This is a genomic window from Bacillus sp. LQ01 (assembly GCF_057624735.1).
On the sequence record NZ_JBYEZL010000001.1, the window covers coordinates 1,864,422 to 1,876,924 of the forward strand.

The window sequence follows — 12,503 nt, forward strand, 5'->3', positions numbered from 1 at the left end:
TCTCATGTAAGGCGGGGGAAACATGGAGTTTATCGTTAATCACAAACAATTCACTCAAGCACTTTCAGAAGTCAACAAAGCAATATCAACAAAATCTTTAATTCCTATATTATCTGGTATAAAAATAACTGCAGATCAATCTGGAATTACTTTAATTGCAAGTAACTCAAATATTTTTATTGAAAAATTCATTCCTGTTTCAATTGAAGACGAAAAGATTGCAACTATTTTAAAGGTAGGAACTATTGTTGTACCTGCAAAGTATTTCATTGAAATAATAAAGAAAATGCCAAGTGATATCGCAATAAAAAGTAAGAATGAGCAAACTATTAAGATACAATCAGAAGAAATCACATTAAGTTTAAATGGATTTCCTGCAGATGAGTTTCCGAATGTACCGCTTATAGACAATCATGCAGAAATCAAGGTAGAGACAGAGCGATTGATTGAAGTATTTAAACAAACAGTCTTTGCGGTAGCAAAAAATGAATCTAGACCTGTTCTTACTGGGGTGCATATAGAGTTATCTAATAATAAGTTAATTTGCGCTGCAACTGACTCACATAGACTAGCGATACGCGAAACATTACTTTCCTCAGATGTAAAAGCAAATTGTATTGTACCAAGCGCAACCATTAGTGAACTTCTAAAATTAATGAACAGCAATTCGGAATTCGTATATATCTACCTTTCAGAGAGTCATATTATATTTACGCTCGGAACAACTACATTATATTCAAGACTAATTGAAGGGAAATATCCTAATATTTCTAACCTTATTCCAAATGATTTTAAAACGATTATTAACGTAGATAGAAAAAAGATATTACAAGGTGTAGACCGATCAAGTTTATTAGCAAGTGAATGGGCTAATAACAATGTTAACTTAGAAATCATAAACGAATCCACAATTAAAATTTCTTCAAACGCTTCTCAAATTGGGAAAATATCTGAAACGCAACAAATAGATGCGATTCAAGGTGAAAAACAATTAAATATATCTTTCGATGGGCGTTTTATGGTTGATGCTTTAAGAGCAATAAAAGAAGAAACGATTACTTTAAGTTTTGGAGGTTCTATGCGACCGATATTGATTGAAGCAGGAGAGCAATCTGCAGCAGTACATCTTATATCGCCAGTAAGAGCTTATTAAGGATAGAGGAAGGGATTAATAGACAAAGCAGCAATGGTAATCTGAAATACAAAGCAAAATAATAATAACCTGAATATAAAAGCCATAGATTAATCGATATGGGGTGAGTACGATGAAGAAAATAATTGTTTTACTCATTGGTATAGTTTTAATTATTTTTGCTTTTTATCAATACAACAAAAAAGACTATGCAGCTAAAAGTACTAACTTGTATGTAGAAAACTTTAAAGGGGAAAATGATTCAATAAAAATACAATCTGCTATTAATAAAGCAGAGTCTAGTAAAATTAAAACTGTATTGCTTGATGATAAAAAGTATAAAATCACGTCACCAATCATTGTTAAAAAAGGTGTGAAATTATTATTTGGTTATGGATCCCAATTTGTAGTTGAGGGAAACTTTAGAGTTTTAGAACTAGAGAAAAACGCATCCATTGAAGGAGCGTATATAACTATTGACGATCCTAAATTTAACTCTGAAGTTATTTATTTAGACGGTAAAAATAAATATTATAACACTTGGAACAAAACACAAATAAAAGATATAAATATTATCAATTGGACGGAAACGAATAAAGGTACCGGAATTTCTTTATACTCTGCTGGAAAAGAAAATGAAATTTCGTTTGTTAACTTCGAAAATATTAAAGTTGTAGGAATGGAAACTGGACTGAAATTAGTAGCGAAAAAACCGAGCACCGGACAAGCTTGGATAAATGCCAATCGTTTTATGAACTTTTCTTTAGAAGACTGTGTAAATATGATTTATATGGATAGTCAAGTAACTACGCCAAATGAAATTAGTGGGAATCAATTTACAAACCTTCAAATACAGCCTTCAAATAAAACAAAAAGCATTATACAGGTAAGTGGTCAACATAATGAATTTCATGGGATGGTGTGGGATTTAAATAAAATAAAACATGAAAACGAACTCATTGAACTGACTGATAAGAGTATGAATACAGTGGTTGAAATGTCCAGTGTACCAGCAAATAGAGTATTAGATAGTGGGAGATCCAATATAGTGAAATAAGTTTAAATACAGAAAAAAGAGCGAATTCTTTATAAGAGGATTCGCTCTTTTTATATTTTAAAATTAAATTTCCTTCCACCAAGCGGATAAAGGATAGTCTGTAGATTTTAACGTAATAGATTCGCCAATTTGTGGCGTTGTAATTTTAACTCCTAAACGGTTAGCTTCTTTCGTAACACGTTCTATCGGGTCACTCCATTCGTGTAATGCTAACGTAAAAGCACCCCAATGAATCGGAAGAAGTAATTCTCCTTTAACATCAATATGAGCTTGTACCGTTTCTTCAGGCAACATATGAATAGCAGACCACCTCGGATCATATTGCCCGCATTCCATTAATGTAAGATCGAATGGACCGTATTTATCACCAATTTCCTTAAAGTGAGGGGCATAACCGCTATCACCACTAAAGAAAATTTTAGTCTCTTGACCAAGAATAAGCCATGAACACCATAATGAACGATCTCTATCTGTCATACCACGTCCAGAGAAATGCCTTGCAGGCGCACATACTAACTTAATATTATCAAACGTAATTTCGTCCCACCAATTATGCTCACTAATTTTACTAGGTGAAACACCCCATTTAATAAGATATTGTGCAACTCCAGTTGGAACATAAAAGTGTTTTGCGCGATTTTTTAACTGCATAATACTTTTGTAATTCAAATGATCATAGTGATTATGAGAAATGATAATCGCATCAATTTCTTGAAGGTCATCACGTTCTAAAGAAAAAGCACCACTATAACGCTTACTATTAAACAAGGGAAATGGGGAAGAGGCATCTCCAAACATCGGGTCTAATAACAGTTTTTTACCTTCTATTTTCAAAAGAGAAGCAGAATGGCCAAACCATGTAACACTCTCTAACGCTTCATTATCTTTATTTGATAAAACAACAGGCAAATCCTTTATAGGACGCAGCTTTGATTTTATTTTAAAGTAATCCGTCATTAAACTTATAATATCTTTCGGTTTAAAACTCATATCAGTATGAATTTGATTTGTATATTTCTTATTCATTCGTTCTCCTTTTTACGATTAACAATTTACGTATGTTGTTATTGTAGCTATTTGTAGTTTAAACTATATTATTTTACCTTTCATCTAAAATGCCTTGTATTTCATAAATCCGTCAAATTCATTATTTGTATCTATAAAGTACAAATCGCATAGCAGCAGCTAAGACAAATATTAAGTACATGTAAATTGTTTTTATTTAGTAAATTCCTTCTTATACGCAACAAAGAACATATGTTTCATTGTATGTTATAGAAGAAAATATGTCTCTAATAAAAGAAAGGAGGGAGAGGATGTAAGTGCACATAGAGCGAAAAAAGAAATCAAAATGTAAACTATCAAAATCTGAGGTAACGCAGCTATATGCAGAGGGGAAAAGCACCTCAGAGATTGCTACACTTGCTAATGTGTCTGCAAGGTATATTCGTATGGTTTTATCAGACAGCAACGTCCCAAGGCGCGCTATAGGGAGTTGGAAGAGAAAGTATGACATAAAAGAAAATTATTTTAAAACTTGGTCAAATAATATGGCTTATATTTTAGGATTTATAGCAGCTGACGGCGTTATACAAAAAGAAAATCAATGCGTCAGTATATCACAAAAAGAAAGTTATATTTTAGAAGATATAAAAAAAGAATTAAACACCAACCAGCCACTTTATCAAAACAAAAAAACAGACGTATATATGCTAAACATTAATAGCAAAACAATAAAAGACGACCTTATGAACATACATGGAATCATGCCATGTAAATCATTAAATATTAAATTTCCATTCGTGCCTGAAGAATATTTACATCATTTTGTTCGTGGATATTTTGATGGGGATGGTTACGTCAAGTATGAAACGTATACAGTAAGCTTTGTAGGAGGATCATATAGCTTTATGAATTCTTTAAATCAGGTACTACAAAATCACAATTTACCAGCCGATTTACTAAATCAAAATAAACATTATCGCGTCATTTTAACCGGGAGAAAATCAATACAACTATTTTCAAATTGGATTTATAAAGACAAAGATATTTATTTGCATAGAAAATATGAAGAATTTCAGAAAGAAAGTCTAAGTCTAGATCAATTAAAAGATCGAAACCTAAAAAGAACCCAATCTGCTGTTAAGCAGAGAAAACAAAATTTCCTTAAGGAATATATGAAAAATAAATGTATCGCTAAAACTTGTTCCAGTTTAGAAATAAAGGAACCAACTTTTAAAAGTTGGTTAAAAAATGATAATCAATTTAAAAAAGACTATGAAAGAATTCATTCATTATAAAAATACAAAAAACCTTAGTATATCTATGCTAAGGTTTTTAATTTGAGATTATTAGAGGATACTTATTTTCGTTTATAGAAGTTAGTAAATACATAAATCTTACAATGAATTTACTAGTAAGGGAGGGGTTATGAAGTGTTTACTAATAATATTCCGGAGAATATATTACATACAGCTTATGAAGCTAAAATGATTTTCTCTGGAGATAATTCGCCATCTATAAAAATAAAAGGAACGAAACTTCAATATTTACTTGTAATGCTTCATCTTGGATCAGTAAAGATTTAGTCTTATTGTTTAATGAAAACGATAAATCTTTAAAAGAATACTTTGCCAGCAGCAGATACTCAAAAGAAATTACTTATGAAGAGTTTTTTATCTGGTGGTATCACTTTTTCTATACAAAAGTAACTGAAGAATTAATAAAACAAGGTGTAATTATAACAAGCACAAAAAAAATCAAACGTACATAATCCATCAATAACTTTAAATTAAAGTGCTAATACACTTTTACAAATGTAGCAGCTAAATCGATAAATAATTATTAGTAAATAGAGGATAATCTGAAATCAAAACCTAACATTAAGAAAATGAAATGTTTAAAGGGGAGAAGAGCCTTGCAAAAGAAATTTATCAATCCAGAAACGATGCCACCAACTTTTGGATACTCGCATGTAGTCGAAGTTACAAACGCTAAACGAACAATTTACATATCTGGACAAGTAGCGATTAACACTGACGGTCAAATAGTTGGAATTGACGATTTAGCTACACAAACGCGACAAGTATTCGAAAATATTAAAAGTGCATTGGAAACTTCGGAATTAAAATTTAATGATGTAGTCAAATTAACATTTTTCTTAACAGATATTTCTCAAATGGCCATTGTGAGAAATATTCGAGATCAATACATTGACACTAATAATCCACCAGCAAGTTCAGCTGTAGAAGTTAGAAAGTTAATTAACGATAACTTATTAATTGAAATCGAAGCAATCGCTGTAGCAAACTAGTTATAAAAAAATATTCGTCATCATAATACAATTCGTTTAAAATGAACAGATTAAACGAATTGTATTTTTATTATTTAAAATCTAATTTATATCCGAAAATATTATTATCAATAGCTAATAAAGCGAATAAATACATAACCAATCACACATTACTAATTCGGTGGAAAAGGGGATCATAATAAACACAACTAAAACTTAGTAAGTTTATTACTTTTTTACAGTTAACATAATATATATTATAGGCAGTTAAAGAAACAAAGAGATATCAGGTATCAAAAACCAAGTAAACTATACTTAATGAGACGAATCAGAGATTTTTAGTGAGATTCACATGAAATCTTATATAAACAAATTTCTTCAGTTTTTATCGTTTTTATTTGTTATAAATTCATCACAGCAAATTCAAATCAATAATCCATTAATAATTATCGAATCAAAAACATTTTTGATCGACAAGAAATTTTTTATACAGAAAAATTATTTCTATACAAAATATAAATTAATAATTATATTTTATGTTTTACTTTATGAATTTATTGCTATTTGCACACGTTTTACAACTTCACATTATTTGTTGTTATTTCTGTTATTTAGGCTTGACTTTCATTACACTCATTGTTTTTTTATTCTAGTTAACATAACACTTATTTTTAAAATAAAAAAATCCTCCTCACCTTCAGGAAGATTTTTTATTTGCTATTATTTTATTTATATCTTCTAGTAACAATCCCAATTGTAAATGACATTGGAAAAATCTAGATTTAACAGCTCTTCCTTACGTATAAAGAAATTAGCAACCCCAGAATCGCCCCACATAATATTTAATGAATCGTCTGTATCAATTTGCAGCAATAATATGTCATGTTGCTGGTATTTTTCTTCCCATTCTCTCGGATCTGTCTGTGTGAAAAATGGATATCCACCAATTTTATGTCCTTGATCTTTACATAAATCATCATACAGTTCGCCTAATTCTGTATTATTTTCTTCATCAACAATTTCTTCCCAATCAATGTTATCACTAAAAATCATTTCAAATCGATAATCTCTTGGTGTTACTGGTTGATAAGCTAACTCAAAATTCAGTTTTGCTGCTTCAGGTATGATAAAGTCTTCTAATTCTAAAGTGTTTAAATAACTAAAATCAGTAATTACCTTATTTAAATCTTCTATAATTGTAGAATGATAAATAATTCGAAAGTCTTTTTGGATTGTTGGATGATCAAAATCTGCTCCATAAAGCTCATCATCAGCACTTACGAAAAACTGTAACATTCCCTTTTGAGGCATATATTCAACATGCGGAATTTCTTCAAAGTTTAACTGCGCAAGTAGCATCATAGGTTGTCCATTTGAGTCTTTAGGATGCTCTTGATCTATAGGTAAATACGGATAACCACCAAACTTACTCTCAAAAAGTGTTGTCTCTGCTAATGTTCCAGACACTTTAACATACGGTTTTATACTTTCTTCTAAAATACTACGATACTGCTCTAGTTCTGTCGGAATTTGAAGTTGATACGTATTCTTCATCACATTTGCCTCCCTTTAGTAATGAATTGAAAATGCCTTACTTAATTATATAGCAAGAAATAGCTTTGTGAAAAATTGTTAAAAGTCCGTTTTCACCCTCGTTTTTTGCGCACTTGGTGGACAAAGTAAATTATGTTCTAAAACCTTTTTATTAATAGTTCGAATTAAATCCGCTGCTTCTGCCGTATTTGTATTTTCTTTTAGTCTTTCTTTTAAATCGTCAATTTCTTTTGAAAGCTCAATCCACCTAGGCAAAACATGATTATTTGCTAAAGTTCTATAAAGTTGCTTTTCAGGATTGTAAGAAAGATCTTTATCGAGATTAAGAGGTTTACCTTTACCAGGTAAATTATCAAATGACCCTTTCTTTTCTGCCTCTTTAACGATAGAACTAATATGATCCTCATACGTATAGGACCAAACTTTTTCATCTTTTACTAAAATCTCTTGCTTTTTTAGTTTTTTATCTAGTTCTTCTTGATTCATAGCTTCTCTCTCCTTTTTATTTTTTAGTGTCGTTTTTGTAAATTCCAATGCCCTTAATCCTTCGAATAGCTTTTCTCGCCACCACACGCTACCATGATCGCCTTGAAACTCTTCATAAGTAATTTGGTATTCCTTTTCTTTTAAAGCTTTATACAGACGTCTATTAGCCGTTAAAAGAGGTTTGTTTTCAAGTTCTCCTACTGCTATGTAAGAATAGAGATGAGTCGCATTAGAATCTATTGATTAAATTTGATTTTCAATCCAAGGAATTTGATTTTCATAATCATCTTTTTTCCAATGTACGGATCCAGACATTGACAACACATTTCCGAAAACATGTGGATTTTGAAGTGTTGCATAAAAAGCTGCTAAGCCACCAAGACTGAAACCAGCAATTGTTGTATGTTTTGCTTCTTGATGCACACCACGGAAGTAATTCCTCCTTGAAAAATGCATTCATTTTATCATTATAAGTTAGCCCTTCTAATCGATCGACAGGATCTATAGCAACAGCAATACAAGATGGGATTTCATTTTTGTAAATTAAATAATTAAGTGTTTTTGCGATTGGAAGGTTATGAATGAATGAATTCCCATCAAATACAATGAGAAGTTCTTGAAGATGTGAAGTGTGAGAATAATCATGAGGCGTATAAATATGAATTTTACGTGTGTTATTTAAAATCGAACTATAAAAAGAATATGTTTCAATCTTTCCGGATGGATAATCATTTGAAGGAAAACGACTGCTATACTGCACGTCCATACCTATTTTTAACACAGACGCTTTATTGGTACCTTCTCCATCACCTCTCTTTCTCCTTTGTAGTATTCTATATGTAGTTTTTTCATTAGAATCCCTATATAAAAGTAGTCGTAAGTTATGTGTTTAGAGAAGTTATTGATTAGAAAGATGATCAATTGCTTGAATAGAAAGTTCCAATGATTTTATTCTTCTTTCTAACAGTGTTCTTTGAGGACTCCCAAGCTTTGACTTAACATAAATCTTTTCAATTGATGGCAACAAACCAATTAGAACATTTCGAGCGTCTGCTAAATCCTCTTGGGTGTAATGATGGGTTTCTTGATTCCAAATACTTTCTAACATAGCTAAGCCGATACTAGCTGCTTTGAGTCTTTTTTTCACTAATGTAGTATTTGCACCTTTTTGAGTCATCTGAGATAGTGCATTTTCAAGTTTACGGATTGTTGACTGTAAAGACTGTATGGATTCTACTTTATCTACATTTGATACGTTTTTCATATTAAACCTGTCCCTTCTTCGTTTCTAAATTAGTTTTCTTGATATTTGATAATACCATTTAGAAGCGAATTTTACTCGAAATATTTGAGTTGGACATGAATTGGAAGGAAAACAGCTAACAAGCTTCTATCTCCTCCCTCTTACATATTTTATATGTACTTCTTTTTTCTCGTTAAAATACCTACATGGACAAGGTATTAATATTGTATATTTTATGAACAAAAAACGTACAAACAGCATCACTTGTACGTTTTAATTTTTATTCAGTAAGATAATAAAGTAATAGCTTACGGGTTTTTTCATAATTCATGAAATCTCTATATAAAATGGGATAATTTATAATCTCTGTTTCTAGAAAACGATATTGCGGAAACCACTCAAAAAACGATTTTCTTAGCCACTTAATTTGATTAAACACAATCTCCTGTTCATTATTATTAAGCACGTAACTTAAAGTACCTGCTGTATGCATCCAATAATAATTTAAATCAGCGCTTATACAATCATCTTCTGTAAACGTATTATTAAAATCTTTTCTTATTTTTCGAATGTCACAATTCGGAAACGGTTTATACAGTGGACTAGGCATGTTCTGCAATTCATTAAAAATAACCTTTTTACCTACCACCCCTTTATTTCTCTAGCCAATTTAATAAGTTTTCATAATGATATTGAGCATCGATATACCCAAGATTATATAAATTAACGAGCTTTTCCTTATTTCTTTCTATTCCGCTTATAGGAAGCTGTACACTTGGTTGAATTACATAAAAATTATCTTTTTGTTCTTCTTGATTCATATAAGATATCGTCTCGTTATAAAAACGATAATGGTCTACTAAATTCTCTGCGATTTTCGGATATTTTCTATATAGAATTTTAGCTAGACCAGAAAATTTATTTCGCTGCTTCTCGTATCCTTCTGGCTTTGTCATAATTACAACGTTCTTTTCATAACCATCAGTTTGAGCTTTTAAAACTGGTATAGGATCTATAATTCCTCCATCTAGTAATTTTCGATTATCATATTCTACAGCAGGTGCTATAAACGGCACAGAGCTGGATGCACGGATGATTTTTAAAATATCATTTCCATGTTCTGTTTTATTATAATAAACAGCTTGTCCTGATTCGCAATCAGTCGTCCCTATAACAAATTGTTCATTACAGTTTAAGAAAGTTTGAAAATCAAATGGAACAATTTTATTAGGTACTTCATCAAATAAAAAGTCCATTCCAAATAATTCACGTTTTCGAATTAAATTTCGATAAGATATATACCTGTAATCTGATACTAGCTCTGTATTTACTTTCTTATTTCTCCCTTGTTGACGCGACAAATAGGTTGCTCCCATACAGGCTCCAGCTGATACGCCGACTACATATGGAAAGAATAAGTTCTTTTCCATGAAATATTCGAGTACACCTGCAGTATATAAACCTTTCATTCCTCCGCCCTCTAATACTAAACCGATATTCTTCATTCTATATCCCTCTGCTTCTTTTTTCTTAATTTCATATTAGCATAAGATTTTAAGATGAGGTTATATAAACTAATTACAACAATAACCAGAAACTACTAAAGTAATGTGATAATATCTTTGTGAGTAACATGTTACAATATAAGTAATTCATTCCACATATATTAAAGGAGGAATTTAATATGGGTTTATTTAGCGGTATTTTAGGAAATGCATCAAATACGAGTTCTGAAAGTGTAGAACGTGATTTAGAGAAGATTATGCTAGACGATGAAAAAGTAGAGCATGCTTATAAATTAATTCGTGATCTAATCGTATTTACAAATCGTCGTCTTATATTAGTAGATAAACAAGGAGTAACTGGCAAAAAAACAGAATACCATTCTATTCCTTATAAAAGTATTACACAATATAGCATCGAAACGGCTGGGCATTTTGATTTAGATGCAGAACTTAAAATTTGGGTGTCTAGTATGGAGGAACCAATTACGAAAGAATTTAAAGGTGACGATAGTATTTTAAGCATTCAAAAAGCGCTAGTAACCTTTACGACAAAGTAGTGGTTTTTGTATCTTTATTCATTTTCAAAATTACTAACCCGAGTATTTTGGAAGAATATACATTATTTTTGTATATTTAATCTAAAATAACATAAAAAGGTAAAGCGTATTTTAAATGCTTTACCTTTCTTTTTTGTAATAAACAAGTGTAGTTTTATCATTTAATTTCTTTATTACTTCTGTTCTTTTATAACCCATTTTCTCGTATAGAAAACAATTTCTTTCTTCTTCTAAAATCGTAGCAAGTTCAAAACTTCGTGCTTCTGGAAACATTTCTTCAATTAAAATAAGTACCTTCTGAGCAATTCCTTTCCCTTGATAGATTGGATGAATAAACATTGGACTAATCCAAAATTTATAAGGTAGTTCTTTTGCGGATATACATATCGCTCCAACAAGTTTCGAATCTATTATCACCTTATAAAAATTACTGCTGGGATTATTTATTCTAAAAATAGTTTTTTCAATAGTTTCATTTGCTGGATTTGTTTCATAGTCTTTATATTTATGTAATAAAGAGCTAAATGAGTCTATTTGCATTTGAAATATAACTTCTGCATCAGTTTCTGTCACCTTTTCTAATATAATCTCCATGTTACCAATTTAGACGCTTTCTTAAAGAAGTAATATGAGCGGTATGGTGACGACCATGCCATGCATATAGTCCTATTGCAACAGCAAGTTTTGTTTCACCAGTTTCAGGATGGTTAAATGTCTTTTCTAAATCTTCAATTTCTAGAGAATATAAAAGATTAACCCATCTTTTATGTAATGAATCTAGCATTACTAGTGAAACATCTACCGGTAATTTTGAATCAGGTAACTCTGCCCATTTCTCTTCTTTATACGGCTTAATAGTTGGATTCTTTTCTGTCAGTGCTAATTTAAAGCGTATGTAGCTATTCATATGGCTATCAACGACGTGATGAACTACTTGACGTACAGTCCAACCTCCAACGCGATATGGTGTATCTAACTGCTTCTGATCTAAATCTTTAATTGCCCTTGTTAGTTCATTAGGTAAATCTTCAATTTCTTGAATCCATGTATCAATCATTTCTTCAGTTATAGGACGTTTGTATGTAAATTGGCCAATTGGATAACGTAAATCATTCATGAATAAGTCCTCCTTATTATAAGTGTGAAGTATTTCTCCAAATATAGTGTACAAACTTCACATGTTCTCCATTTAATTCTACAGATGTTATATCTGATTCGTTTTGATAAGAAGAAAATCCGCTTTTTTCTAGTACAATTTGTGATGCGAGATTATTAGTCGTTGTTTTAGCATAAACTTCAGTAATTTCATTATTTTCCGCTACATCTAAAATTAATTTTACGGCTGCTGTTGCAACTCCTTTTTTAGTAAATTTTTCTCCGACCCGATACCCGAGCGAACTAATTCGAGTTTCCGTATCTATATCTACTAAATTGATTCGCCCTACAATTTCTTTTTCTTCATTACGAATTAAATAAAAATAAGAATCTCCATCTGCCTGTTCTATTAATAAATCGTCTAGTAGTTTTTGGAAATATTCAAATTCAAAATATTTCGAGCCACGATTTGGTACCATTGTTTCAAAAAAAGATTTATTTGTAAGTTCAAACGTAAATAAATCCTTAGCATCTTGTTTCTTTAGTTGCTCTATGTATATTTCCATTCCGTATTCTCCTTCT

At 30.8% G+C, this 12,503-nt stretch carries 15 protein-coding genes and 2 pseudogenes; 7 read left to right on the plus strand and 10 right to left on the minus strand.

Going from position 1 to position 12,503, the window contains the following annotated elements; genetic code table 11:
* The first annotated feature begins 22 nt into the window (after positions 1-22).
* Together dnaN and AC22L0_RS09695 are read left to right on the plus strand one after the other, a co-directional pair.
* Positions 23-1,153: a DNA polymerase III subunit beta gene (gene dnaN, locus AC22L0_RS09690; protein WP_087967075.1), complete on the plus strand. Its 1,131-nt coding sequence runs from the start codon at positions 23-25 to the stop codon at positions 1,151-1,153.
* Between the two features lie 112 nt (positions 1,154-1,265).
* The gene (locus AC22L0_RS09695; protein WP_000721076.1) at positions 1,266-2,189 is read left to right on the plus strand and encodes a hypothetical protein; all 924 of its coding nucleotides are present in this window, start codon (positions 1,266-1,268) and stop codon (positions 2,187-2,189) included.
* A gap of 63 nt (positions 2,190-2,252) precedes the next feature.
* Here the strand turns inward: AC22L0_RS09695 and AC22L0_RS09700 are convergent, their stop codons facing one another.
* On the minus strand, positions 2,253-3,215 hold the full coding sequence (locus tag AC22L0_RS09700) for an MBL fold metallo-hydrolase (protein WP_001037071.1): 963 nt from the start codon (positions 3,213-3,215) through the stop codon (positions 2,253-2,255).
* A 296-nt stretch (positions 3,216-3,511) separates the two neighbouring features.
* On the opposite strand from AC22L0_RS09700, the gene AC22L0_RS09705 reads away from it, so the two are divergent.
* From AC22L0_RS09705 to AC22L0_RS09720, 4 genes and pseudogenes are all read left to right on the plus strand, one after another.
* The gene (locus tag AC22L0_RS09705; RefSeq protein ID WP_087967073.1) at positions 3,512-4,489 is read left to right on the plus strand and encodes an LAGLIDADG family homing endonuclease; all 978 of its coding nucleotides are present in this window, start codon (positions 3,512-3,514) and stop codon (positions 4,487-4,489) included.
* A gap of 135 nt (positions 4,490-4,624) precedes the next feature.
* A complete protein-coding gene (locus AC22L0_RS09710) occupies positions 4,625-4,777 on the plus strand; it encodes a hypothetical protein (RefSeq protein ID WP_002005131.1) in 153 nt (50 codons plus the stop codon).
* Positions 4,762-4,973 (plus strand): annotated as a pseudogene (locus tag AC22L0_RS09715) (hypothetical protein); the annotation flags it as partial. The gene AC22L0_RS09710 and the pseudogene AC22L0_RS09715, both read left to right, overlap by 16 nt.
* Before the next feature lie 133 nt (positions 4,974-5,106).
* Complete coding sequence (locus tag AC22L0_RS09720; RefSeq protein ID WP_001169714.1) at positions 5,107-5,502, plus strand: RidA family protein; 396 nt, start codon at positions 5,107-5,109, stop codon at positions 5,500-5,502.
* A 717-nt stretch (positions 5,503-6,219) separates the two neighbouring features.
* Here the strand turns inward: AC22L0_RS09720 and AC22L0_RS09725 are convergent.
* The 6 genes and pseudogenes from AC22L0_RS09725 to AC22L0_RS09750 form a co-directional block, all read right to left on the minus strand.
* The gene (locus AC22L0_RS09725; protein ID WP_000799821.1) at positions 6,220-7,035 is read right to left on the minus strand and encodes a YwqG family protein; all 816 of its coding nucleotides are present in this window, start codon (positions 7,033-7,035) and stop codon (positions 6,220-6,222) included.
* A gap of 78 nt (positions 7,036-7,113) precedes the next feature.
* A complete protein-coding gene (locus AC22L0_RS09730; protein ID WP_002101039.1) occupies positions 7,114-7,521 on the minus strand; it encodes a DnaJ family domain-containing protein in 408 nt (135 codons plus the stop codon).
* A 243-nt stretch (positions 7,522-7,764) separates the two neighbouring features.
* Positions 7,765-8,287, minus strand: a pseudogene (locus tag AC22L0_RS09735) (alpha/beta hydrolase).
* Between the two features lie 132 nt (positions 8,288-8,419).
* The gene (locus AC22L0_RS09740) at positions 8,420-8,785 is read right to left on the minus strand and encodes a hypothetical protein (RefSeq protein WP_000800309.1); all 366 of its coding nucleotides are present in this window, start codon (positions 8,783-8,785) and stop codon (positions 8,420-8,422) included.
* Between the two features lie 259 nt (positions 8,786-9,044).
* On the minus strand, positions 9,045-9,413 hold the full coding sequence (locus tag AC22L0_RS09745) for a YxiJ-like family protein (RefSeq protein WP_087967071.1): 369 nt from the start codon (positions 9,411-9,413) through the stop codon (positions 9,045-9,047).
* A 4-nt stretch (positions 9,414-9,417) separates the two neighbouring features.
* Positions 9,418-10,269: a patatin-like phospholipase family protein gene (locus AC22L0_RS09750; protein ID WP_000789291.1), complete on the minus strand. Its 852-nt coding sequence runs from the start codon at positions 10,267-10,269 to the stop codon at positions 9,418-9,420.
* 179 nt (positions 10,270-10,448) lie between these two features.
* Here AC22L0_RS09750 and AC22L0_RS09755 point away from each other — a divergent pair, with 179 nt between their 5' ends.
* The gene (locus AC22L0_RS09755) at positions 10,449-10,826 is read left to right on the plus strand and encodes a PH domain-containing protein (RefSeq protein ID WP_000522476.1); all 378 of its coding nucleotides are present in this window, start codon (positions 10,449-10,451) and stop codon (positions 10,824-10,826) included.
* Between the two features lie 120 nt (positions 10,827-10,946).
* Here AC22L0_RS09755 and AC22L0_RS09760 read toward each other — a convergent pair whose 3' ends face one another.
* From AC22L0_RS09760 to AC22L0_RS09770, 3 genes are read right to left on the minus strand one after another with little or no spacing between them, the layout of a single operon-like run.
* Positions 10,947-11,420, minus strand: coding sequence for a GNAT family N-acetyltransferase (locus tag AC22L0_RS09760; RefSeq protein WP_002005126.1), 474 nt, complete (start codon positions 11,418-11,420; stop codon positions 10,947-10,949).
* A 1-nt stretch (position 11,421) separates the two neighbouring features.
* On the minus strand, positions 11,422-11,943 hold the full coding sequence (locus AC22L0_RS09765; protein ID WP_000999082.1) for a YfiT family bacillithiol transferase: 522 nt from the start codon (positions 11,941-11,943) through the stop codon (positions 11,422-11,424).
* A gap of 16 nt (positions 11,944-11,959) precedes the next feature.
* Positions 11,960-12,487 carry a GNAT family N-acetyltransferase gene (locus AC22L0_RS09770; protein ID WP_000409239.1) on the minus strand — a complete coding sequence of 176 codons (528 nt, stop codon included), beginning with the start codon at positions 12,485-12,487 and terminating at the stop codon, positions 11,960-11,962.
* Between the last annotated feature and the right edge of the window lie 16 nt (positions 12,488-12,503).